Here is a 22993-nt window from a genome sequence, read left to right on the forward strand (position 1 = left end):
CTGCACGGGGATTAAGCCTGGCTTCAGCGGCCTTGTGCTATTACGGCGTGCCCCCATCGACATGGACCTGCGATGTTCCGTTTCCTCACCCTGCGCCGCTGCCTGGCGGCGCTGCTGATCCTCCTCCTGCTCGCCCTGGCCTGGCTCGGCCAGCAGTTCCGCGTCTACGAACGCGCCTGGTTCGCCGTGCGCGAATGGCACCATGCGGAAAACTGGCGCGAACGCTCGATCTGGCTGCCCGACTACCGCGTCGAGATCGAGGCGCAGCCCATCGAGGGCCTGGACGACGACGTCTCGGCGCTGACCTACGATCCCGAGCGGCGCAGCCTGTTCACCGTCACCAACCAGCCGGCGCAGATCGTCGAGCTGTCCCTGGACGGCAAGGTGCTGCGCAAGATCACCCTGCACGATTTCGGCGACACCGAGGCCATCGAATACATCGGTCCCGGCCTCTACGTGCTCAGCGACGAGCGCCGCCAGCGCCTGTTCAAGGTGCGCCTGGACGACGGCACCCGCGAGCTGGACGCCGAACAGGCGCAACAGCTGTCCCTGGGCCTGGGGCCGATGGGCAACAAGGGCTTCGAGGGGCTGGCCTACGACTCGGTCGGCCAGCGCCTGTTCGTCGCCAAGGAACGCGACCCGGTGCGCATCTACGAGGTCCACGGCTTCCCCCACACGCAGCCCGACAAGCCCTTCGCCGTGCACGTGCTGGACGACCTCAAGCGCGACCGCCGGCTATTCGTCCGCGACCTTTCCAGCCTGCAGTACGACGAGGGCAGCGGCCACCTGCTGGCGCTGTCGGACGAGTCGCGCCTGGTGCTGGAGCTGGACATCGACGGTGAGCCCATCAGCAGCCTGTCGCTGCTGCGCGGCATGCAGGGGCTCAAGCGCAGCGTGCCGCAGGCCGAGGGCCTGGCCATGGACGAGGCGGGCACGCTGTACCTGGTCAGCGAGCCCAACCTGTTCTACGTGTTCCGCAAGGCGCCGGGCGTGGAGTCCGAGTAACAAAAGGCTTACATTGTCGCCCCACCTGTTGTCCCGCCCCTGGAGCGACCTTGAACATCATCCGCGAAGCCCTGATCAACCGCCGCCTGAACAAGGCGCTGAGCGAACACGGCTGCCGCCTGGCCGGCGGGATCAAGTCGCTGCGCGACGGCGCGCGCCTGACCCTGGAGCCGGGGGTGAAGCTGGGCAAGGCGAAGATCTACTCGCGCGAGCTGGAGATAGGCGCGCACACCGATGCCGTCAGCGGCTGCGAGTTCCTCGACGTCTCGCACATCGGCCGCTACTGCTCGATCGCCACCGGCGTGGTGATCGGCCAGGGCCGCCATTCGCACCCGATGGACTGGCTGACCACCCACAATTTCCCGTCCAACCCCAAACTGATCGGCCGCCCGATCATCCGCGACGAGCCGCGGCGCCCCTCGTCCATCGGCCATGACGTGTGGATCGGCCGCGACGTGCTGATCCTCGACGGCCTGACGGTGGGGACGGGGGCGGTGATAGGCGCGCAATCCCTGGTCAACAAGGACGTGCCGCCCTACGCGGTGGTCGCGGGAAGCCCGGCGCGGGTGATCCGCTACCGCTTCCCGCCGGAGGTGATCGAGCGCCTGCTGGCCAGCCGCTGGTGGGAGCTGCCGCTGGAAGTGCTGGGGGAGTTGCCGCTGGACGATCCCGAAGCCTGCCTGGCGCAGTTGGAGCGCCAGGCGCCGCCCGCCGCGCCACGGCCGCGGCGCCTGCGGATCGACTCCAAGCCCTGGGGCGTGGCGCTGCTGGCCGACTGAGGCGGCTCAGCTGTCGTCGCTGATCCCGGCGTCCGGCGCGTAGCGCTTCACCGAGGCGACGCCGTTCTCGGCGTTGGCCTTGCTGGCGTACATCTGGCTCTGCCCGACCACCTGGCCATTGCTGGCCTTGAGCACGAAGTAGTGCTTGCCGTTGCTCGCTTCCTTCAACTCGAAGGCGCCGTCGCGCTGCGAGTTCTTGCGCACCGACTCGATGCCTTCGATGGCCGAGGTCTTGGCCCGGTACAGCTCGCTGCTGAGCACGACCTCGCCGTTGCTGGCGTGCAGGGTGAAATGGAACTGGCCGTCGCTGGCCTTCTTCAGATGGTATTTTGCGGACATGGCGGCCTCCGGCGCGTTGCGCGAACAGCCTAAGCCTAGCCGTTGCCGGGCGCCCGTCCATGGGCGCGAATAGGTCAGGCCTTGAGCGTCTTCACGCCCTCGGCGGTGCCGAGCAGCAGCAGATCGGCCGGGCGCGCGGCGAACAGGCCCACGGTGACCACGCCGACGATGTTGTTGATCTTCTCTTCCAGGGCCACCGGGCTGTCGATGCGCAGGTTGTGCACGTCGAGGATGATGTTGCCGTTGTCGGTCAGCACGCCGTCGCGGTAGACCGGGTCGCCGCCCAGCTTGACCAACTGGCGGGCCACGTGGCTGCGGGCCATGGGGATGACTTCCACCGGCAGCGGGAAAGCGCCGAGCAGGGGCACCAGCTTGCTCTGGTCGGCGATGCAGACGAATTGCTTGGCCACGGCCGCGACTATCTTCTCGCGGGTCAGCGCGGCGCCGCCGCCCTTGATCAGCTCCAGGCGCTCGTTGCTCTCGTCGGCGCCGTCGACGTAGAACTCCAGCTCGCTGACGCTGTTCAGGTCGTAGACCGGGATGCCGTGGCCCTTCAGGCGCTGGGCGGTGGCCTCGGAGCTGGCCACGGCGCCGTCGAACTCGGCCTTGTGCCTGGCCAGCAGGTCGATGAAGAAGTTGGCGGTGGAGCCGGTGCCGACGCCGACGATGCTCTTGCTGTCGAGGTGCGGGAGGATGTGGTCGACGGCGGCCTGGGCCACGGCCTGCTTGAGCTGGTCCTGGTTCATCTGGGGGTTCCGGCAAAGAGGGCTTGGGGCGCGGATTATAGCGGGGCCGCCGGGCGAATGTGGATTCGCCGCTCCCGGCGGCCGCCGACTGGAGTAGACTGCCGGCTTTGTGCCCCGTCCCTGCGAAGCCCGCCCCGATGCTCGAACAGTACGTCAAGAAGATCCTCACCTCGCGCGTCTACGACGTCGCCGAGGAAACGCCCCTGCAACCGGCCCGCCGCCTCTCCGAGCGCCTGGACAACCAGGTGCTGCTCAAGCGCGAGGACCTGCAGCCGGTGTTCTCCTTCAAGATCCGCGGCGCCTACAACAAGCTGGCGCAGCTGAGCCGCGAGGAGCTGGCGCGCGGGGTGGTCACCGCCTCGGCCGGCAACCACGCCCAGGGCGTGGCCCTGGCGGCGAAGGAGCTGGGGGTGAAGGCGACCATCGTCATGCCGCGCACCACGCCCGAGCTGAAGGTCCAGGGCGTGCGCGCCCGCGGCGGCAAGGCGGTGCTGCACGGCGACGCCTTCCCCGAGGCGCTGGCGTATTCGCTGAAGCTGGTGGAAGAGAAGGGCTACGTCTACATCCACCCCTACGACGACCCGGACGTGATCGCAGGGCAAGGCACCGTGGCCATGGAGATCCTCCGCCAGCACCCGGGCCGCCTGGACGCCATCTTCGTGCCGGTGGGCGGCGGCGGGCTGATCGCCGGCATCGCCGCCTACGTGAAGTACCTGCGCCCGGAGGTGAAGGTCATCGGTGTCGAGCCGGACGACTCCAACTGCCTGCAGGCCGCCATGGCCGCCGGCGAGCGCGTGGTGCTGAGCCAGGTCGGGCTGTTCGCCGACGGCGTGGCGGTGGCGCAGATCGGCCAGCACACCTTCGACATCTGCAAGCGGTACGTGGATGAGGTCATCACCGTCAGCACCGACGAAATCTGCGCGGCGATCAAGGACATCTACGACGACACCCGCTCCATCACCGAGCCCGCCGGCGCCCTGGCCGTGGCCGGGATCAAGAAGTACGTCGAGCGCGACAACGCCCGCGGGCAGACCCTGGTGGCCATCGACTCCGGCGCCAACATCAACTTCGACCGCCTGCGCCACGTGGCCGAGCGCGCCGAGCTGGGCGAGAAGCGCGAAGCCATCATCGCCGTGACCATCCCCGAGCGCCCGGGCAGCTTCAAGGCCTTCTGCGAGGCCATCGGCAAGCGCCAGATCACCGAGTTCAACTACCGCTACAACACCGACAGCGAAGCGCACATCTTCGTCGGCGTGCAGACCCACCCGGACAGCGACCCGCGCGCGGTGCTGGTCGAGCAACTGCGCGAGCAGGGCTTCCCGGTGCTGGACCTGACCGACAACGAGCTGGCCAAGCTGCACATCCGCCACATGGTCGGCGGCCATTCGCCGCGGGTCAGCGACGAGCAGGTGTTCCGCTTCGAGTTCCCCGAGCGCCCCGGCGCGCTGTTCAACTTCCTCAACAAGCTCGGCGGGCGCTGGAACATCACCATGTTCCACTACCGCAACCACGGCGCCGCCGACGGCCGCGTGGTCGCCGGCCTGCAGGTGCCGGAGGAGGAGCGCCACCTGGTGGCGCAGGCGCTGGAAGAGATCGGCTACCCGTACTGGGACGAGAGCGACAACCCGGCGTACAAGCTGTTCCTGGCTTGACGCCACGGTCGGCGGGGAACGCCGGGGCGGCGCCCGCTGTCCCAGTTCGACCCGCCGGCCGGCAGCGCTGCTAGGCTGAGGGAACAGCCACGAATCGCGACAGGGACCGCCCGCATGGAAACCTACCAGACCCTCAAGATCCTCCACGGCGTCGCCGTGGCCGTGCCGCTGCTGGCCATCGCCGGCCTCGCCTGGTACGGCTGGCGCAGCTGGCGCGGCGGGGATGCCGGCGTGCTGGCCAAGGCGCTGCTGCGCATCGGCCTGGCGGCCTGGGTGCTGGTGGCCGGCAGCGTCGTCAGCCTGCCGCTGACCGGCTGGCAGATGGTCCACCGCGCCGGCTTCCCGCTGGGGCAGACCTGGCTGCTGGCCAGCGCCTGCCTGCTGATCCTGGTGGCGATCTTCTGGCTGCTGTTCACCAGCCGCCTGTGGCGCATCCGCACCCTGGCGGTGAGCGCCCGCGACAGCGGCGAGCCGCTGGCCGAGCGCGTGGTGCGCGAGCTGCGCTTCGGCGCGGCGTTCTTCGCCCTGGCCCTGCTCAGCTGGCTGGCGATACTGGCGCTGATGCTGGCCAAGCCGCTGTGAATCCGATGGCGATGGAGCGCCGATGAGTCCCTACCTGCTGCTCAAGACCCTGCACATCCTGACCGCCACCCTGCTGTTCGGCACCGGCCTGGGCTCGGCCTACTACGCCTGGCGGGCCTGGCGCAGCGGGCAGCTGCAGGTCATCGCCACGACCTTCCGTCACCTGGTCAGCGCCGACTGGCTGTTCATCGCCACCAGCGCCGTGTTCCAGCCGCTCAGCGGCCTGGGCCTGGCGTACTGGGCCGGCTGGCCGCTGGCCCAGGGCTGGCTGCTGTGGAGCCTGGGGCTGTACGTGTTCGCCGGGCTCTGCTGGCTGCCGGTGGTGTGGCTGCAGATTCGCGTGCGCGACCTGGCCGAGGCGGCGGCGGTGGCGGGAACCGCGTTGCCGCCGCGGGCCTTCTTCTATATGCGCTGGTGGTTCGCCCTGGGCTGGCCGGCGTTCCTGGCCTTCCTGGCGATCTTCTGGCTGATGGTCAACAAGCCGCTGTGAGGCGCCTCAGTCGCGCAGGCTGAGCACCGGCCAGCCGCGCTCCTGGGCGGTGGCGCGCAGGACTTCGTCGGGGTCGACGGCGACCGGGTTGGCGACGACTTCCAGCAGCGGCAGGTCGTTGCGCGAGTCGCTGTAGAAGTAGCTGCCGTCCAGGCTCATGCCGGTTTCCTGCAGCCAGCGTTGCAGGCGGGTCACCTTGCCGCCCTGGAAGCAGGGCACGTCGAAGGTGCGGCCGGTGTAGAGGCCGTCGCGCATCTCGCACTCGGTGGCGATCAGCGTTTCCACGCCCAGGCGCTCGGCGATGGGGCCGGTGACGAAGCGGTTGGTGGCGGTGATGATCACCAGGCGGTCGCCGGCGGCGCGGTGCTCGGCCAGCAGGGCTTCGCCGCGGGGCAGGATGATCGGCTCGATGACCTCCTGCATGAACTGGCGATGCCAGGTGGCCAGCTGCTCCAGGCTGTTGCGGCCGAGGATCGCCTGGGTGAAGGCCTGGTAGGCGAACACGTCCAGGGTGCCGGCCTGGTAGTCGGCATAGAAGGCATCGTTGCGCGCCTGGTATTCGCCGGCGTCGACCAGGCCGCGCCGGCACAGCCATTCGCCCCAGCTGTGGTCGCTGTCGCCGGCCAGCAGAGTGTTGTCGAGGTCGAAAAGGGCCAGACGCGCCATGGTTCACCATTAATTGCGAAAGCGGAAAAGTCGCCTAGAGTAACGGCTTTTGCCGGCCCTGCCCATGCGCGCCAAGCCTCGCGTTGCCGCTGTCACAGGCTTTGTGGAACAATGCGGGCACACGCGTTTTCGAGGATGTACCGCCGTGATCGATCCCGATGGTTTTCGCCCCAATGTCGGCATCATCCTCTCCAACGAGGCCGGTCAGGTTCTGTGGGCTCGGCGTATCAACCAGGAGGCCTGGCAGTTCCCGCAGGGCGGCATCAACGCCCGGGAAACTCCTGAAGAGGCGCTGTTCCGCGAGTTGAACGAGGAAGTCGGCCTGGAGGAGCAGGATGTGCGCATTCTCGCCTGTACCCGCGGCTGGTTGCGCTATCGTCTGCCGCAGCGTCTGGTGCGCACCAACAGCCAGCCGCTGTGCATCGGCCAGAAACAGAAGTGGTTCCTGCTGCGCCTGACCGGCGACGAGAACCGGGTACGCATGGATGTGACCGGCAAGCCGGAATTCGATGGCTGGCGCTGGGTGAGTTACTGGTACCCCCTGGGGCAGGTGGTGACCTTCAAGCGCGAGGTCTACCGGCGCGCCCTGAAGGAACTGGCGCCGCGCCTTCTGGCGCGGGACTGAAGAGGAGATAAGGCCCTGAGCATGCTCAACACGCTGCGCAAGATCGTCCAGGAAGTGAACGCCGCCAAGGACCTGAGGGCGGCGCTGGGCATCATCGTGCAGCGGGTCAAGGAAGCCATGGGCACCCAGGTGTGCTCGGTCTATCTGCTCGACGCCGAGACCAACCGCTTCGTCCTGATGGCCACCGAGGGCCTGAACAAGCGCTCCATCGGCAAGGTCAGCATGGCCCCCAACGAGGGCCTGGTGGGCCTGGTCGGCACCCGCGAGGAGCCGCTGAACCTGGAGAACGCCTCCGAGCACCCGCGCTACCGCTACTTCGCCGAGACCGGCGAGGAACGCTACGCCTCCTTCCTCGGCGCCCCGATCATCCACCACCGCCGGGTGATGGGCGTACTGGTGGTGCAGCAGAAGGAAAAGCGCCAGTTCGACGAAGGCGAGGAAGCCTTCCTGGTGACCATGAGCGCGCAGCTGGCCGGAGTCATCGCCCACGCCGAGGCCACCGGTTCGATCCGCGGCCTGGGCAAGCTCGGCAAGGGCATCCAGGAAGCCAAGTTCGTCGGCGTGCCCGGCGCCCCCGGCGTGGCCGTGGGCAAGGCCGTGGTGGTGCTGCCGCCGGCCGACCTGGAAGTGGTCCCGGACAAGCCCATCGACGACGTCGAGGCCGAGGTCGAGCTGTTCAAGCAGGCCCTGGAAGCCGTCCGCGAAGACATGCGCAACCTCTCCAGCAAGCTGGCCACCCAGCTGCGCAAGGAAGAGCGCGCGCTGTTCGACGTCTACCTGATGATGCTCGACGACGCTTCCATCGGCCAGGAGGTCAAGCGCATCATCCGCTCCGGCCAGTGGGCCCAGGGCGCCCTGCGCCAGGTGGTGATGGAGCACGTCGCGCGCTTCGAACTGATGGACGACGCCTACCTGCGCGAGCGCGCCTCCGACGTCAAGGACATCGGCCGGCGCATCCTCGCCTACCTGCAGGAAGAACGTAAGCAGACCCTCACCTACCCGGACCAGACCATCATCGTCAGCGAGGAACTGTCCCCGGCGATGCTCGGCGAGGTGCCCGAGGGCAAGCTGGTGGGGCTGATCTCGGTGCTCGGCTCGGGCAACTCCCACGTGGCCATCCTCGCCCGCGCCATGGGCATCCCCACGGTGATGGGCGCGGTCGACCTGCCGTATTCCAAGGTCGACGGCATCGACCTGATCGTCGACGGCTACCACGGCGAGATCTACACCAACCCGTCGCCGCAGCTGGTCAAGCAGTACGGCGAAGTGGTCGCCGAAGAAAAGGAACTGAGCAAGGGCCTGGCCGCGCTGCGCGAGCTGCCCTGCGAGACCCTCGACGGCCACCGCATGCCGCTGTGGGTCAACACCGGCCTGCTGGCCGACGTGGCCCGCGCCCAGGAGCGCGGCGCCGAGGGCGTTGGCCTGTACCGCACGGAAGTGCCGTTCATGATCAACGACCGCTTCCCCAGCGAAAAGGAGCAGCTGGCGATCTACCGCGAGCAGCTCTCGGCCTTCCACCCGCTGCCGGTGACCATGCGCACCCTGGACATCGGCGGCGACAAGGCGCTGTCCTACTTCCCGATCAAGGAAGACAACCCCTTCCTCGGCTGGCGCGGCATCCGCGTCACCCTCGACCACCCGGAAATCTTCCTGGTGCAGACCCGCGCCATGCTAAAGGCCAGCGAGGGCCTGAACAACCTGCGCATCCTGCTGCCGATGATCTCCGGCACCCACGAGCTGGAAGAAGCGCTGCACCTGATCCACCGCGCCTGGGGCGAGATTCGCGACGAAGGCGTGGACATCCCCATGCCGCCGATCGGCATGATGGTGGAGATCCCCGCGGCGGTGTACCAGACCCGCGAACTGGCGCGCCAGGTGGACTTCCTCTCGGTCGGCTCCAACGACCTGACCCAGTACCTGCTGGCGGTGGACCGCAACAACCCGCGCGTGGCCGACCTCTACGACTACCTGCACCCGGCGGTGCTGCAGGCGCTGAAGAAGGTGGTCGACGACGCCCACCTCGAAGGCAAGCCGGTGAGCATCTGCGGCGAGATGGCCGGCGACCCGGCGGCGGCGGTGCTGCTGATGGCCATGGGCTTCGACTCGCTGTCGATGAACGCCACCAACCTGCCGAAGGTGAAATGGCTGTTGCGCCAGATCACCCTGGGCAAGGCCCGCGAACTGCTCGGCCAACTGATGACTTTCGACAACCCGCAGGTGATCCACAGTTCCCTGCACCTGGCATTGCGCAACCTCGGCCTCGGCCGGGTGATCAACCCCGCGGCGACCGTCCAGGGCTGACCTGGAGCGCCGCACTCCCCGGAGCTGAGTCGTCCCTGGGGCCCTGTACAACCGGCAGTGCCGGGAGAAGGCTTATGGACGAGCAGCAAGCGCTCGCGGGCGACCGCGAAGCCATCGAGAAGACCCTCCGCTATGCCCTGGAGATCGTCAGCGACGGCATCTGGGACTGGGACATCCGCAGCAATGACGTCAAGCGCAGCCCCGGTTGGTACCGCATGCTCGGCTACCCCATCGATGGCCTGCCGGAAAACGTCGCCACCTGGCACTCGGTGATCCACCCGGACGACTTCCCCCGTGTCATGCGCAGCTTCCAGGCCTATCTGGACGGCCGGCAGGCGGCCTACGCCGAGGAGTACCGCTGCCTCTGCGCCAATGGCGAGTACCTGTGGATAAGGGACCATGGCCGCTTCGTCGAATTCGACGACCAGGGCCGTGCCACGCGGATGATCGGGGCTCACCACAACATCCACGAGCGCAAGCTGATCGAGCTGGAACTCAAGCGCCGCAACGAGGAGCTGCACGAACTCAACCGCAACCTGGAACAACTGGTCGAACAGCGCACCGAGGCCCTGCGCCAGGCCAACCTGGCCCTGGCCGAACAGGCTGCGGTGGCGGTGCGCCTGAGCGAGACCGACCCGCTGACGCAGATCTACAACCGGCTCCGCTTCGAAAGCAGCCTGCAGCAGGAATGGCAGCGCCTGCAGCGCCACGACCAGCCGGTCAGCCTGCTGATGTTCGACCTCGACCACTTCAAGCGTATCAATGACCTCTTCGGCCACCCGGTCGGCGACCGCGTGCTGGTAGCGGTGACCCAGGCGGTGCGCCGGACCCTACGTGAGGAAGACTGCTTCGCCCGCTGGGGCGGCGAGGAATTCATCGTGCTGCTGCCGAACACCCCGCTGGCCTCCGCCAGCCGCCTGGCCGAGCGCCTGCGCCTGCACATCCGCGAGGCCTGCGCCGAGCTGGAACAACCGCTCACCGCCAGCTTCGCCCTGGCCGGCATGCGCCGCGCCGAACCCCTGGAAAACCTGCTGCGCCGCCTGGACGACGCCCTCTACCGGGCCAAGCGCCTGCGCGATGCCATCGAGGTGTGCTAGGCCTCGGTGCATGGTGTAGGCGCAATTGCCCTACCGGCCGCGCCGAGGTGCCTTTCGTAGGATGGGTTGAGCTTGCGAAACCCATGCGGTGGCGGTGATGGGTATCGCTTCGCTCAACCCATCCTACGGGGCTGCGCGATGCCATCGAGGTGTGCTAGTGCGCATCGGACGTGATGTAGGAGCGGGCCCTGCCCGCGATTTCGCGCGCAGGGCGCGCTCCTACATGGGATTGGCGCGGTAGGTTGGCCATCGCGGACGGAGTCTCCTACAAAACCAACCTTCCCCTAGGCGTTGAGCTCCAGACGCACCTCGCCCAGATGGGCCCCCTCCGGCCCGAAGCTGCGCTCGATGAACTCCCGGCGCCCATTGGCATGCACGCGCAGCACGCTGCTGGCGCGGGTGCCGTAGTTGGCGCTGGCGATGAACACGCTGGACAGCAGGCGCTCGGTGGCCAGGCCGACGCCGGTTTCCGGCAGCCGCTCGTCGCCGGGGCGCTCGCGGTCGCCGAGCAGCCCCAGCAGCGCCCCGGGCTCGGCTTCGTCGAGGTGTTCCTCCAGCGCGGCGCGGGCACGCAGCAGCTTGGGCCAGGGCGTATCCAGCGAGGCGTTGGACAGCCCGTGCAGCCCGGCCGGCAATTCCCGCGGCTCGCCATCGCGGGGGTTGAAGTAGCAGAGCTGACGGGCATCGCCGACCAGCAGGTTGAAGCCGGAATACTCGGCGGCGCGGCGCTGCACCTCGGCCAGGTAATCCAGCGGCGCCTGACGGCCACGCAGAAAACCGGCCACCAGCTCGCCGCGGGAGCGCGGCCCCAGCGGCTGGCTCGGATCACGCACGTTGGTCAGGGCGGCGAAGCGCCCGCCAGGCCCCAGCCCCATCCAGGTACCCCCGGCCTCCAGATCGCGCCCGGCATAGACGCCCGGCGCATCCTCCCACGCCGCCAGCGGCAGGGTGGGGCGGGCATAGAACTCGTCGCGGTTGGCCGCGACTATCAGCGGCATGGCGTGTCCGGGGCGCCAGGCAAGGACGATCAGGCACATGGGGCAGGGCCCTGCGGTGGTGGTTCAGGCAGGGTAGGTAACTGGCGTTGGCAACTCAATAGCCGCCGTCGTCCGGGCACGGCGCACGATGAAATTTCTTTCATATTGGTACCGAAAGGCCTGTTGCACCGCGGGCGGCTGCCGTCGCCGGCGCATTTTCGGTACCATGCCGCTTTTGCCACCCGAGGTCTCCATGGAGTTCCTTCTCTACCTGGTGCTGGGGGCCTGCGCAGGCGTGCTGGCCGGGTTGTTCGGCGTCGGCGGCGGCCTGATCATCGTCCCGGTTCTGGTGTTCAGCTTCACCGCCCATGGCTTTCCCGTCGAGGTGCTGACGCAGATGGCGGTGGGCACCTCGCTGGCTACCATCGTCTTCACCTCGGTCAATTCCATCCTCGAACACCATCGCCGCGGCGCGGTGCTCTGGCCGGTGTTCCTGTGGATGACCGTGGGCATCGTCGTCGGCAGCGCCCTGGGCGCGCTGACCGCCTCGGCCATCAAGGGAGCGGTGCTGCAGAAGATCATCGGCGTCTTCGCCGTGCTCATCTCCATCCAGATGACCCTGGGCCTGCAACCCAAGGCCGGCGGCAGCCTGCCGGGCAAGGGCGGGTTGGGCGCGGCCGGCGGCTTCATCGGCTGGGCCTCGGCGATCTTCGGCATCGGCGGCGGCTCGCTGACCGTGCCTTTCCTGTCCTGGCGCGGCGTCTCCATGCAGCAGGCGGTGGCTACATCCTCGGCCTGCGGTCTGCCCATCGCCATCGCCGGGGCGATTTCGTTCATCGTGGTCGGCTGGCACCGGCCCGAGCTGCCGCAGTGGAGCTTCGGCTTCGTCTACCTGCCGGCGCTGGTGGGCATCGCCGTCACCAGCATGTTCTTCGCCCGCATCGGCGCGCGCCTGGCGCACCGCCTGCCGGCCAAGGTGCTCAAGCGCCTGTTCGCTCTGCTGATGTTCTGCATCGGCATGAGTTTCCTGATCAAACCCTAGGAGTAAGCGATGCTGCCCTATCCACAGATCGACCCCGTCGCGGTGTCGCTCGGCCCCCTGAAGATCCACTGGTACGGGTTGATGTACCTGATCGGCATCGGCGGCGCCTGGCTGCTGGCCTCGCGCCGGCTGAACCGCTTCGATGCGACCTGGAGCAAGGAGAAGCTCTCCGACCTGGTGTTCTGGGTCGCCTGCGGCGTGGTGCTCGGCGGGCGCCTGGGCTACGTGCTGTTCTACAAGCTGGACTTCTACCTGGCCAGCCCGCTGAACCTGTTCAAGGTCTGGGAAGGCGGCATGTCGTTCCACGGCGGGCTGATCGGCGTGATGCTGGCCACCTGGTGGTTCGGCAAGCGCAACGGCAAGAGCTTCTTCCAGCTGATGGACTTCATCGCCCCGCTGGTGCCGATCGGCCTGGGCGCCGGGCGCATCGGCAACTTCATCAACGCCGAGCTGTGGGGCAAGCCCACCGACGTGCCCTGGGCGATGATCTTCCCGCCCTACAGCGACCCGGCGCAGCTGCCGCGCCACCCGTCGCAGCTGTACGAGTTCGCCCTGGAAGGCATAGTGCTGTTCGCCATCCTCTGGATGTTCTCGCGCAAGCCGCGGCCGACCGCCTCGGTGTCGGGCCTGTTCATCCTCTGCTACGGCTGCTTCCGCTTCTTCGTCGAGTTCTTCCGCCTGCCCGACGCCGACCAGGGCGCCGGCGGCAACGGCGGCCCGGGCTACCTGGCCTGGGACTGGCTGACCATGGGCCAGCTGCTGTGCGTGCCGATGATCCTCGGCGGCATCGCCCTGATGGTCTGGGCCTACCGCCATGCGGCGGCGAAGCCGGCGACCAACTGACGGGACGGCGGCTTGTCGTAGAAGCGAGCAAGCCCGCCTGCCTCCTCCGGCAAACGCGACACCCGTAGGATGGGTTGAGCGAAGCGATACCCATCACCGAGACCGCATGGGTTTCGCAAGCTCAACCCATCCTACGGAAAGCACCTCGGTGCAGTGGGCAAGACAGTCGATCCTGCCAGGCCAAGAGCCCCTCAAGCGCGGTCCCAGACCTCGAAGGCATAGGCCGGTGTTTCCGCCGTAGCCTCATGCTCGATGCTGGACGCCAGGTGCCAGCGGCTTTCGTCCACCTCGGGGAAGTGCGCGTCGCCCGCCGGGCTCAGGGCCACGCGGGTCAGGTACAGGCGCTCGGCCACGGGCAGGGCCTCGGCGTAGAGCTGGGCGCCGCCGATCAGCATCAGCTCCTCGGCTTCCTCCTCCCGCGCCCAGGCATCGGCGCGCTGCAGCGCAGCGTCCAGCGAGGTGAAGACCTCCGCACCTTCCAACTGCAGGCCGGCCTGGCGGCTGACCACCAGGTTGAGCCGGCCGGGCAGCGGGCGGCCGAGGGAGTCCCAGGTCTTGCGGCCCATGATGATCGGCTTGCCCAGGGTCAGCGCCTTGAAGTGCTTGAGGTCGGCCGGCAGGTGCCAGGGCAGGCGGTTGTCGATGCCGATCACGCGGTTCTCGGCGAGGGCGGCGATCATCGCCAGCGGCAGGCGGGAAGGGGCTTGGGGCATCGTGGCTCCGGTCATGTGCTCAGGGTGATCCATCGGTGGCAGAGGATACCAGCCGCTGGGCCGGCGCGTCGTTCGCGTAGGGCGGCACGCGCATGAAGAAGGTGCCGTCCTCGTTGACCTGGGTGATGCCGGTGGCCAGCACCTTGCGGTAGTCCTTGAGGCTGAACGCCAGCGTCTGGCCGGGCTGCTCGGCCTTGAGCAGCACCTGCGCGTAGGTGATGAGGATCTCGAAGATCTTCAGGTCGCCCGATTGCAGCCAGATGTACGAAGGACCGGCCAGGCTGGGCGGCTCGAAGCGCGGCGGCGGGCTGCCGGCCGGGCGGGCGAAGCGCAGGTGCAGGCCCTGCGCATCGAGCCAGGCGGCGTCGACCTTGCCGTCGATGCCCACCAGCGGGAACACCTGGTGGTAGTCCAGGCGCATGGCGTTGTCGCGCAGCAGGGCGCCGGGGCGTTGCAGGTCGACCAGCGAATCCAGGTGCAGGCCGACCAGGCTCATGGCGCCGTAGGCCGGCACGCCGAGGACCTTGACCTGGTCCGGCTGGTAGAGAATCTCGTCGCCCTCCAGGCGCACGCTGCCGGCCAGGCGCAGCGGCAGCCAGGGGCCGATGCCCAGGGGCTGTACTTCGCCGCTGACGCGCAGGCGCTCGCCGTCGATGCTCATGCTGAAATTGCGCAGCATGCTTTGTGGATAAGCCAGGATGCGCTCGTTGAACAGGCTGGCCAGTTGCTGCGGGTCGAGGATCACCTCGCCCTCGGTGACCTGGATGCGCATGTCCTGCGGGCGGTCGAAATCCACCGGCGCGCCGGCCTTGAGCGGCACCAGCCAGCCCTTGAGCTGCGGGCTGTGGAAGCCGATGCCACCCTCGAAGTACATGTCCACGTTGTGCAGCAGCAGGCCGACGCCGTCCTGGCCGGAATCGCGCACGCCGCCCGGGCGGCTGGCGGCGTGCCCGGCGTCCGGCGGCGTCTGCTGGAACCAGCCCTGGCGCAGCAGCTGCAGTTCCTGCTGCTGGCGGTCGATGGCGCTCTGCGCCTGGGCGAACAGGGACAGGGCGAGGAGCAGGGGCAGCAGGCGCTTCATAGGGCTTTCTCCTGCGGGGCCGGCGCCTTCACCGGCGACACCGCGATGTGCACCATGCCGTCCTGGCGCAGGCGGATCTCGCCGTATTGCAACTGGCGGCGGTAGTCGTAGAGGTTGAACAGCAGCGGCTGCCCGGGGCTGAGGCTGGTGAACAGGGCGTAGGCCTTGACCAGGATGGTGCGGGCCATCTTGATGTCGCCGCCCTGGATGAACATGTAGCTCTCCGGCGCCTGCAACTGCGGCCATTGCAGGCTGGCCAGGTCGTCGCCCAGCAGCAGGTCCATGCCGCCGTCGGCCAGCTTCAGGCTGCGTACGGCGAACTCCAGGCGCGGCGGCGGGAACAGGCCGTCGAGGTCGACCAGGATGCGGTTGCCGACCAGTTGCATGTGCGCGGTGTGCAGTTGCAGCACCTCTGACATTTCGATGGAGGCGGCGCTCAGCGAAGGGGTGACGTCCACGCCGTCGACGAAGATGCGTTGCGGCACCAGCGCCACCTTCAGCGGGCCGGCCTGCTCGATGCCGGTGAGCATCCGCAGCGGCCGCCAGCGGCCCTTGCGCAGCAACTCGCCGCGCACTTCCTGGCCGTCCTTGCGGGTGGCCAGGACCAGGTTGCGCACCGGCGCGTCGGCGCTGCGCAGTTCGGCGTTGAGCAGGGTGGCGAGAGTGGCGTCGGCGACGAAGATGTCGCCGGCCTGGATGCGCGCGACCATGGCCCGCGGGTCGTCGAGCATCAGCGGCGTGCCCTTGGGGCCGTTGGAGCTCATGCGGATCAGCATGCGGCGGATGAAGAAGCCGATGTCGTCGTGCAGGCGGAAGTCGGTATGGCTTATCCACAGCTTCGACTCGTCGCTGTCGGAGGCGCGCTGGCCGACCTTGTCGTCCAGCTGGCGCGGCGGCACCGCCTGCATCAGCGGGGTGTCCGGGCCCCAGTCGGAGGGGCGCACCGGGGGCGTTTCCACAGCCGCCGCGTGGGCGGCGGCCAGCAGGAGCAGGGCGCAGGGCAGGACGCGCGGCATGGCGGGCCTCGTTGTTGTTGTTCTGGTTGGCTTTGGCACCCTATACCCCTGGGCGCGCCGGGTAAGCCCTTCCTTGGTTCGGTCGGCGGGCGCCGGTGTTACCGTTACCCCGGAGAGCTGGCGGGCGGACGCGGCGCGGCGCAGCGGTTATGCTTGCGCCCCAGGAACCCGTGCCGGAGACACTGTGAGCGATAGCGCCCCACCTTCCGCCTTCGACCGACTGTGGCTGTGCGAAGCCGTGCGCCTGCGCGAGGAGCAGGCCGGCCCGCTGGAGGACGCCGAGGCCAACCGCCGCGCCATCGCCGCCGGCGGCGAACTGCCCCGGCGCATCGAGAACCGCGCCCTGTGGCTGGCCGGCCGCGACGAGCTGGACAGCGCCTTGCGCCTGTGGAAACAGGGCGCGCAACTGGCCTTCTACCTGCTGATCTTCCTCGCCCTGCTCAGCGGCGCCGGCCTGGCGCTGGCCGCCCTCGGCGACGGCCAGCGCCCGGTCAACGTGTTCTGGGCCCTGGCCAGCCTGCTCGGCCTGGACCTGCTGATGCTGCTCGGCTGGGCCGCGGGCTTCGCCCTTGGCGGCGGCGAGGCGGCCGGCGCGCTGGGCCGCCTGTGGTTGTGGCTGAGCGGCAAGCTGGCGCGCGATGCCCGCGCCGCGCAACTGGCGCCGGCGCTGCTGGTGCTGCTCGGCCGCCAGCGTCTGACGCGCTGGGCGCTGGGCATGCTGGTCCACGGCCTGTGGCTGCTGGCCCTGGGCGCGGCCATGGTGGTGGTGCTGGCGTTGCTCTCGACGCGGCGCTACGGCTTCGTCTGGGAAACCACCATCCTCGGCGGCGACACCTTCGTTTTCCTCACCCAGGGGCTCGGCGCGCTGCCTTCGTTGCTGGGCTTCCCGCTGCCGGACAGCGACCTGGTGCGCGCCAGCGGCGACGCCCTGGTGGCCAGCGAGGCGGCGCGCCACGCCTGGGCCGGCTGGCTGGTGGGCATCCTGGCGGTTTACGGTCTGCTGCCGCGCCTGCTGCTCTGGGCCTTCTGCCGGTGGCGCTGGCGCCGTGGCCGCGCGGCGTTGCGCCTGGACCTCTCGCTGCCCGGCTACAGCCTGCTGCGCGAACGCCTGCTGCCCAGCAGCGAGCGCCTGGGCGTCAACGATGCCGCGCCGGCCAGCCTGGTCGAACCCCAGGCGCAGAACCCCGCCGCCAGCGCGGACGGCGCCCTGCTGGTGGCCATCGAACTGGACGACAGCCAGCCGTGGCCGCCGAAGCTGCCGGCCGGCGTGGCCGATGCCGGCGTGCTGGACGATGGCGCGCAACGCCGCCGTCTGCTGGAACAGCTGACCCGCTACCCGCCGGCGCGCCTGGCCATCGCCTGCGACCCGCGACGTTCGCCGGACCGCGGCACCCTGGCGCTGATCGCCGAGCTGTCGCGCTGCGCCGGCGCCACCCGCGTCTGGCTGCTGCAGCCGCCGGCGGGCAGCGGCCTGGACAGCGACCGCCTGGCCGACTGGCATGCCGCCATCGACAAGCTGAACCTGGCGCACAGCGGCGCATCGCCCCTGGCATGGCTGGAGAGCGGACATGACTGAGCCCCTCAGGCTGGCCGTGGTCGGCCATACCAACGTCGGCAAGACCTCGCTGCTGCGCACCCTGACCCGCGACGTCGGCTTCGGCGAGGTCTCGCACCGCCCCAGCACCACCCGCCACGTCGAGGGTGCACGGCTGTCGGTGGACGGCGAGTCGCTGCTGGAGCTGTACGACACGCCGGGCCTGGAGGACGCCATCGCCCTGCGCGACTTCCTCGACGCCCTGGAACGCCCCGGCGAGCGCCTCGACGGCCCGGAGAAGCTGCGTCGCTTCCTCGACGGCAGCGAGGCGCGCGGCCGCTTCGAGCAGGAAGCCAAGGTGCTGCGCCAGTTGCAGGCGTCCGACGCCGGGCTCTACGTGATCGACGCCCGCGAACCGGTGCTGGCCAAGTACCGCGACGAACTGGCGGTGCTCGCCGGCTGTGCGCGGCCGCTGCTGCCGGTGCTGAACTTCGTCGCCAGCGCCAACCACCGCGAGGAGCAATGGCGCGAGGCCCTGTCGCGCCTGGGTCTGCACGCGCTGGTGCGCTTCGACAGCGTGGCGCCGCCGCTGGACGGCGAACGCCGGCTCTACGAAAGCCTGGCGCTGCTGCTGGAGAAGTCGCGCCCGCAGCTGGAACGGCTGATCCGGGACCACGAGGCCCAGGCCGTGGCGCGCCGCGAAGCCGGCGCCAAGCTGATCGCCGAACTGCTGGTGGACGTTGCCGCCTGCCGCGACCTGGTGCCGGGCGATGCCGAGGCCATCCGCCTGGCCACCGAAGTGTTGCGCGACCGCGTGCGCAAGCGCGAGGAAGCCTGCGTACAGGCCCTGCTGCGCCTCTACGCCTTCCGCAAGGACGATGCCCGCGCCGCCGACCTGCCGTTGCTGGACGGCCGCTGGGGCGACGACCTGTTCAACCCCGAGACACTGCGTCAGCTCGGTGTGCGCCTGGGCGGTGGAGTAGCTGCCGGCGCCGCGGCTGGCGCGGGCATCGACCTGCTGGTGGGCGGCCTGACCCTGGGCGCCGCCACCGCCCTCGGCGCCCTGGCCGGCGGCGCCTGGCAGACCGTCGGCCATTACGGCCAGCGCCTGCTCGGCAAGCTCAAGGGCCAGCGCGAACTTTCGGTGGACGACAGCGTGTTGCGCCTGCTCGCCCTGCGCCAGCGCCAGCTGCTGGCGGCATTGCAGACGCGGGGCCATGCGGCCATGGAAGCCATCCGCGTCGATTCGCCGGAAGACAAGCAATGGCGAGAGGGCAAGCTGCCCGAGGCGCTGCGCAAGGCGCGGGCGCATCCGGAGTGGTCGACCTTGAATGGCCGCAAGCGGGTGGACAAGAGCGAACGCCAGGAGCAGATCGACGCCCTGGCTCAGCAGCTATTGGAACCGTAGGGCGGATAACCGCGAACGGTTATACGCCCTACGTTCAGCCGAGCTCGATCATTTCCACCGACGCCTGGCCGTCCGCGATGCTCAGGATCGCCAGCGAGATCGGCAGCTTGAAGCGCCGCGGCCCGGCGCTGCCGGGGTTGAGGTAGAGCACCCCGTCGCGCACTTCCTCTAGCGGCTTGTGCGAATGCCCGGCCAGCACCACGTCGAAGCCTTCGGCCCGTGGATCGATGGCCAGTTGCTTGAGGTCGTGGATCAGGTACAGGCGCAGCCCGCCCAGTTCCAGGCCCAGGGTTTCGGGAATGGCTTCGGCCCAGGCTTCGGTGTCGTTGTTGCCGCGCACCACGTCCAGCGGCGCCAGTTGGCGCAGCGCATCGAGGATCGCCGGCTTGCCGATGTCGCCCAGGTGCAGCAGGCGCTGGCAGCCGCGCAGGGCTTCCAGGGCTTCGGGACGCAGCAGGTTGTGGGTGTCGGCGATCACGCCGACGCGCAGGGAAGTGCTCATGCATCCAGCATAAACGACGACGCCACCCGAGGGTGGCGTCGCGGCTGGCTCAGTGTTGGGCCCTGGCCGCCGGTGTTTCCGGCAGGAACCAGTTCAGCAGCAGGGCGCAGATGCCGCCGGTGGCGACGCCGGATTCCAGCACGTTACGCAGCGCCGCCGGCATGTGCGCGAGGAACTCCGGCACCTGCGACACGCCCAGGCCGAGGGCCAGGCTGACCGCGATGATCAGCAGGGCGCGGCGGTCGAGGTGGGTGCCGGCGAGGATGTTGATGCCCGAGGCGGCCACCGCGCCGAACATCACCATGGCCGCGCCGCCGAGCACCGGCTCGGGCACCGCCTGGATCACCCCGGCGACGCTGGGGAACAGGCCCAGCACCACCAGCATCGCGGCGATCCACAGGCCGATGTGGCGGCTGGCCACGCCGGTCAGCTGGATCACCCCGTTGTTCTGCGCGAACACCGAGCTGGGGAAGGTGTTGAAGATGCCCGCCAGCAGCGAGTTGGCGCCATTCACCAGCACCCCGCCCTTGATCCGCTGCATCCACAGCGGGCCTTCCACCGGCTGCTTCGACACCTGGCTGGTGGCGGTGACGTCGCCGATGGCCTCCAGCGAGGTGACCAGGTAGATCACCAGCATGGGGATGAACAGCGCCCAGGAGAAGCTCAGGCCGAAGTGCAGCGGCGTCGGCACCTGGAACAGCGCGGCCTGGTGCATGCCGCTGAAGTCCAGGCGGCCCAGGTAGCCGGCCAGCGCGTAGCCCACGGCCAGGGCGATGACGATGGCGCCGCTGCGCATCCACACCACCGGGATGCGGTTGAGCACCACGATGATCGCCAGCACGGTGCCGGACAGCAGCAGGTTCTCGCCGTTGGCGAAGGTGCCGTTGCCCATGGCGCTGAAGCCGCCGCCCATGCTGATCAGGCCGACCTTGATCAGGGTGAGGCCGATCATCAGCACCACGATGCCGGTCACCAGCGGGGTGATCAGCCGCTTCACGAACGGCAGGATGCGCGACACGCCCATCTCCACGAAGGAGCCGGCCATGACCACGCCGAAGATGGCCGCCATCACCTGCTCCACCGGCGTGCCCTGCTTGACCATCAGCGCCCCGCCGGCGATCAGCGGGCCGACGAAGTTGAAGCTGGTGCCCTGGACGATCAGCAGCCCGGCGCCGAACGGCCCGAAGCGCTTGCACTGGACGAAGGTGGCGATACCGGAGATGACCAGCGACATGGACACGATCAGGTTGGTGTCGCGGGCGGAAACGCCCAGCGCCTGGCAGATCAGCAGGCCGGGGGTGACGATCGGCACGATGATCGCCAGCAGGTGCTGCAGCGCGGCGAGCAGCGCGACGGGCAGGGCGGGACGGTCTTCCAGGCCGTAGACCAGGTCGCGCTGGGCCTTGTCGGCGGTGACGGGGTTCTCGAGGGAGCTCATGGCGGCAGTCCGGGAAAAAGAGCGGGATTTTACGGGCTGGGGGCGGGATCGGACAGTGCCATAGGGCAGGGATTTTTCTTTTGGAGGTGACACTAACTGTCAGGAAGTGTCGGTGGTAACGGCATTATCTGCCATTATTTGTCATCTTTTGTTGGGCGGTTTTGAGTGCTGTCAAGCGTGTTTGGATGTTGGGGAAAATTCAGTCACGCCTGAGGGAGTGGGACTACATATTTGTCTTGTTCATGGAAGATCTAATTCATTTGTCCGCTGGTTTTGGTCAGAACTTTGCGGGTAAAGAATTAATAACTCATGGAGAAGGAATATGAGACGATATCGCACCCTGCAAAAGGGTTTTACCCTGATCGAACTGATGATTGCTGTTGCAATTATCGGTATCTTGTCAGCAATTGCCCTTCCGGCTTATCAGGACTACACCGCAACTGCTAAAGCTGCTGCCGGTCTTGCGGAAATGGCTACGCATAAGGCGCCTTTTGAGTTAGATATCATAGCAGATCGTATTCCCACTATAGCCAGCGTCGGTCTTCCCGGCAATGAAACGCCTAACTGCTCGGCTATTGATGTGGGCGAGGCTGGAATAAAATGTACTCTTCGTGATGCCAAGAGACTTGGAACTAATGCATATATAGATTTGAAATATGTTAAGACTACGTATGCGGCTGATGGAACTATTTCAGCTGCGGGTGGATTTAAGTGTGAAACAAACTCGGATATGCCTTCGGCTTTTGTTCCCAAGGGTTGCGCTGCCGCCGAGCAGGCTGGCGGTGGTGGTAATCCCTAACTAATGGGATTTCAATAGGTAACGTAGAAGTAAAGTTTGGTTGGATATCTTATCTTCCGCCAATTAAAAAGCCCGGGAGCACCCCGGGCTTTTTAATTGTTCGGAGTATCAGCCGTCCAACAATGCCTTGTTCCGCACCGCCCCCTTGTCAGCACTGGTAGCCAGCAACGCATAAGCCTTCAGCGCAGTACTGACGCGACGGGCGCGGGGCTGCGCCGGCTTCCAGCCCTTCTTGTCCTGCTCGATGCGGCGGGCGGCCAGTTCTTCGTCGCTGACCAGCAGGTTGATGCTGCGGTTGGGGATGTCGATCAGCACCTTGTCGCCATCCTTGACCAGGCCGATGGCGCCGCCTGCGGCGGCCTCCGGTGAGGCGTGGCCGATGGACAGGCCCGAGGTGCCGCCGGAGAAGCGGCCATCGGTGAGCAGGGCGCATTGCTTGCCCAGGCCCTTGGACTTCAGGTAGCTGGTGGGGTAGAGCATTTCCTGCATGCCCGGGCCGCCTTTCGGGCCTTCGTAGCGGATGATCACGATGTCGCCCGGCTTCACCTCGTCGGCGAGGATGCCCTTCACCGCGGCGTCCTGGCTTTCGAAGATCTTCGCGCTGCCTTCGAACACGTGGATCGACTCGTCCACGCCGGCGGTCTTCACCACGCAGCCGTCGAGGGCGATATTGCCGTACAGCACGGCCAGGCCGCCTTCGGCGGAGTAGGCGTGCTCGACGCTGCGGATGCAGCCTTCGGCGCGGTCGTCGTCCAGGCTCGGCCAGCGGGTGTTCTGGCTGAATGCGGTTTGCGTGGGGATGCCGGCGGGGCCCGCCTTGAAGAAGGTGTGGACGGCTTCGTCGCGGGTCTGGGTGATGTCCCACTGGGCGATGGCGTCGGCCATGCTCGGGCTGTGCACAGTCGGTACGTCGGTGTGCAGCAGGCCGCCGCGGGCCAGCTCGCCGAGGATGGAGAAGATGCCGCCGGCGCGGTGCACGTCTTCCATGTGGTACTTCTGGATGTTCGGCGCCACCTTGCACAGCTGCGGCACCTTGCGCGACAGGCGATCGATGTCGCGCAGGTCGAAGGCGATCTCCGCCTCCTGCGCTGCGGCCAGCAGGTGCAGGATGGTGTTGGTCGAGCCGCCCATGGCGATGTCCAGGGTCATGGCGTTCTCGAAGGCCTTGAAGCTGGCGACGTTGCGCGGCAGCACGGACTCGTCGCCCTCGCCGTAGTAGCGCTGGCACAGTTCCACGGCCAGGCGCCCGGCGCGCAGGAACAGCTGCTCGCGGTCGGCGTGGGTGGCCAGGGTCGAGCCGTTGCCCGGCAGCGACAGGCCCAGGGCCTCGGTCAGGCAGTTCATCGAGTTGGCGGTGA

23 protein-coding genes are annotated in these 22993 nt (G+C 68.1%); 13 read left to right on the forward strand and 10 right to left on the reverse strand.

Going from position 1 to position 22993, the window contains the following annotated elements; all coding sequences use genetic code 11:
• The first annotated feature begins 72 nt into the window (after nt 1-72).
• Both QSJ95_RS21845 and QSJ95_RS21850 read left to right on the forward strand, forming a co-directional pair.
• Nucleotides 73-1005 carry an SdiA-regulated domain-containing protein gene (locus QSJ95_RS21845; RefSeq protein ID WP_285645259.1) on the forward strand — a complete coding sequence of 311 codons (933 nt, stop codon included), beginning with the start codon at nt 73-75 and terminating at the stop codon, nt 1003-1005.
• A gap of 50 nt (nt 1006-1055) precedes the next feature.
• Nucleotides 1056-1784 carry a CatB-related O-acetyltransferase gene (locus tag QSJ95_RS21850; protein WP_285645261.1) on the forward strand — a complete coding sequence of 243 codons (729 nt, stop codon included), beginning with the start codon at nt 1056-1058 and terminating at the stop codon, nt 1782-1784.
• 6 nt (nt 1785-1790) lie between these two features.
• On the opposite strand, the gene QSJ95_RS21855 is transcribed toward QSJ95_RS21850, so the two are convergent.
• Together QSJ95_RS21855 and rpiA are read right to left on the reverse strand one after the other, a co-directional pair.
• Nucleotides 1791-2123: a YegP family protein gene (locus QSJ95_RS21855; RefSeq protein WP_058070840.1), complete on the reverse strand. Its 333-nt coding sequence runs from the start codon at nt 2121-2123 to the stop codon at nt 1791-1793.
• A gap of 74 nt (nt 2124-2197) precedes the next feature.
• Nucleotides 2198-2869, reverse strand: a complete 672-nt coding sequence (gene rpiA / locus QSJ95_RS21860) for a ribose-5-phosphate isomerase RpiA (RefSeq protein ID WP_043317469.1) — start codon at nt 2867-2869, stop codon at nt 2198-2200.
• 107 nt (nt 2870-2976) lie between these two features.
• Between rpiA and ilvA the strand changes: the two genes are divergently transcribed.
• The 3 genes from ilvA (at nt 2977) to QSJ95_RS21875 (ending at nt 5593) form a co-directional block, all read left to right on the forward strand.
• Nucleotides 2977-4521, forward strand: coding sequence for a threonine ammonia-lyase, biosynthetic (gene ilvA / locus QSJ95_RS21865; protein ID WP_285645269.1), 1545 nt, complete (start codon nt 2977-2979; stop codon nt 4519-4521).
• A gap of 114 nt (nt 4522-4635) precedes the next feature.
• A complete protein-coding gene (locus QSJ95_RS21870; protein WP_285645271.1) occupies nt 4636-5103 on the forward strand; it encodes a DUF2269 domain-containing protein in 468 nt (155 codons plus the stop codon).
• A 22-nt stretch (nt 5104-5125) separates the two neighbouring features.
• Nucleotides 5126-5593 carry a DUF2269 family protein gene (locus QSJ95_RS21875; RefSeq protein WP_285645273.1) on the forward strand — a complete coding sequence of 156 codons (468 nt, stop codon included), beginning with the start codon at nt 5126-5128 and terminating at the stop codon, nt 5591-5593.
• A 6-nt stretch (nt 5594-5599) separates the two neighbouring features.
• Here the strand turns inward: QSJ95_RS21875 and QSJ95_RS21880 are convergent, their stop codons facing one another.
• Entirely contained in the window at nt 5600-6259 is a 660-nt protein-coding gene (locus QSJ95_RS21880) for a histidinol-phosphatase (protein ID WP_285645275.1), read from the reverse strand.
• Between the two features lie 145 nt (nt 6260-6404).
• On the opposite strand from QSJ95_RS21880, the gene QSJ95_RS21885 reads away from it, so the two are divergent.
• The 3 genes from QSJ95_RS21885 to QSJ95_RS21895 all read left to right on the forward strand — a co-directional run bounded on the left by QSJ95_RS21885 (nt 6405) and on the right by QSJ95_RS21895 (nt 10282).
• Nucleotides 6405-6884 carry an RNA pyrophosphohydrolase gene (locus tag QSJ95_RS21885; protein WP_009613927.1) on the forward strand — a complete coding sequence of 160 codons (480 nt, stop codon included), beginning with the start codon at nt 6405-6407 and terminating at the stop codon, nt 6882-6884.
• A gap of 21 nt (nt 6885-6905) precedes the next feature.
• On the forward strand, nt 6906-9185 hold the full coding sequence (gene ptsP, locus QSJ95_RS21890) for a phosphoenolpyruvate--protein phosphotransferase (protein ID WP_009613924.1): 2280 nt from the start codon (nt 6906-6908) through the stop codon (nt 9183-9185).
• A 74-nt stretch (nt 9186-9259) separates the two neighbouring features.
• Nucleotides 9260-10282 (forward strand): sensor domain-containing diguanylate cyclase, encoded by a 1023-nt coding sequence (locus tag QSJ95_RS21895; protein WP_285645278.1) that lies wholly within the window; start codon nt 9260-9262, stop codon nt 10280-10282.
• Nucleotides 10283-10566: 284 nt separating this feature from the next.
• Here QSJ95_RS21895 and QSJ95_RS21900 read toward each other — a convergent pair whose 3' ends face one another.
• Complete coding sequence (locus QSJ95_RS21900) at nt 10567-11319, reverse strand: NRDE family protein (RefSeq protein WP_285645280.1); 753 nt, start codon at nt 11317-11319, stop codon at nt 10567-10569.
• 193 nt (nt 11320-11512) lie between these two features.
• Here QSJ95_RS21900 and QSJ95_RS21905 point away from each other — a divergent pair, with 193 nt between their 5' ends.
• Nucleotides 11513-12301, forward strand: a complete 789-nt coding sequence (locus QSJ95_RS21905; RefSeq protein ID WP_043268279.1) for a sulfite exporter TauE/SafE family protein — start codon at nt 11513-11515, stop codon at nt 12299-12301.
• A gap of 9 nt (nt 12302-12310) precedes the next feature.
• The gene (gene lgt, locus QSJ95_RS21910) at nt 12311-13144 is read left to right on the forward strand and encodes a prolipoprotein diacylglyceryl transferase (RefSeq protein WP_285645283.1); all 834 of its coding nucleotides are present in this window, start codon (nt 12311-12313) and stop codon (nt 13142-13144) included.
• 191 nt (nt 13145-13335) lie between these two features.
• On the opposite strand, the gene QSJ95_RS21915 is transcribed toward lgt, so the two are convergent.
• From QSJ95_RS21915 to QSJ95_RS21925, 3 genes are read right to left on the reverse strand one after another with little or no spacing between them, the layout of a single operon-like run.
• The gene (locus QSJ95_RS21915) at nt 13336-13857 is read right to left on the reverse strand and encodes a dihydrofolate reductase (RefSeq protein ID WP_285645286.1); all 522 of its coding nucleotides are present in this window, start codon (nt 13855-13857) and stop codon (nt 13336-13338) included.
• Nucleotides 13858-13876: 19 nt separating this feature from the next.
• Entirely contained in the window at nt 13877-14938 is a 1062-nt protein-coding gene (locus QSJ95_RS21920) for a hypothetical protein (protein ID WP_285645287.1), read from the reverse strand.
• Nucleotides 14935-15954 carry a hypothetical protein gene (locus QSJ95_RS21925; RefSeq protein WP_285645288.1) on the reverse strand — a complete coding sequence of 340 codons (1020 nt, stop codon included), beginning with the start codon at nt 15952-15954 and terminating at the stop codon, nt 14935-14937. Before QSJ95_RS21925 ends, QSJ95_RS21920 begins: the two co-directional genes overlap by 4 nt.
• Nucleotides 15955-16138: 184 nt before the next feature.
• On the opposite strand from QSJ95_RS21925, the gene QSJ95_RS21930 reads away from it, so the two are divergent.
• Both QSJ95_RS21930 and QSJ95_RS21935 read left to right on the forward strand, forming a co-directional pair.
• Nucleotides 16139-17530 (forward strand): DUF2868 domain-containing protein, encoded by a 1392-nt coding sequence (locus QSJ95_RS21930; RefSeq protein ID WP_285645289.1) that lies wholly within the window; start codon nt 16139-16141, stop codon nt 17528-17530.
• On the forward strand, nt 17523-18896 hold the full coding sequence (locus tag QSJ95_RS21935; protein WP_058070828.1) for a GTPase/DUF3482 domain-containing protein: 1374 nt from the start codon (nt 17523-17525) through the stop codon (nt 18894-18896). Before QSJ95_RS21930 ends, QSJ95_RS21935 begins: the two co-directional genes overlap by 8 nt.
• A 34-nt stretch (nt 18897-18930) precedes the next feature.
• On the opposite strand, the gene QSJ95_RS21940 is transcribed toward QSJ95_RS21935, so the two are convergent.
• The gene (locus tag QSJ95_RS21940; protein ID WP_152989164.1) at nt 18931-19398 is read right to left on the reverse strand and encodes a metallophosphoesterase family protein; all 468 of its coding nucleotides are present in this window, start codon (nt 19396-19398) and stop codon (nt 18931-18933) included.
• A 49-nt stretch (nt 19399-19447) separates the two neighbouring features.
• Nucleotides 19448-20836 carry a nucleobase:cation symporter-2 family protein gene (locus QSJ95_RS21945; RefSeq protein WP_009613911.1) on the reverse strand — a complete coding sequence of 463 codons (1389 nt, stop codon included), beginning with the start codon at nt 20834-20836 and terminating at the stop codon, nt 19448-19450.
• A 322-nt stretch (nt 20837-21158) separates the two neighbouring features.
• Here QSJ95_RS21945 and QSJ95_RS21950 point away from each other — a divergent pair, with 322 nt between their 5' ends.
• Entirely contained in the window at nt 21159-21635 is a 477-nt protein-coding gene (locus QSJ95_RS21950) for a pilin (protein ID WP_081884576.1), read from the forward strand.
• Nucleotides 21636-21743: 108 nt separating this feature from the next.
• Here the strand turns inward: QSJ95_RS21950 and ilvD are convergent.
• A partial coding sequence (gene ilvD, locus QSJ95_RS21955; RefSeq protein WP_285645295.1) for a dihydroxy-acid dehydratase occupies nt 21744-22993 on the reverse strand: 1250 nt, incomplete at its 5' end.

This window comes from Pseudomonas sp. NBRC 100443, assembly GCF_030268185.1.
In the GTDB taxonomy this organism is placed as follows: domain Bacteria; phylum Pseudomonadota; class Gammaproteobacteria; order Pseudomonadales; family Pseudomonadaceae; genus Pseudomonas; species Pseudomonas citronellolis.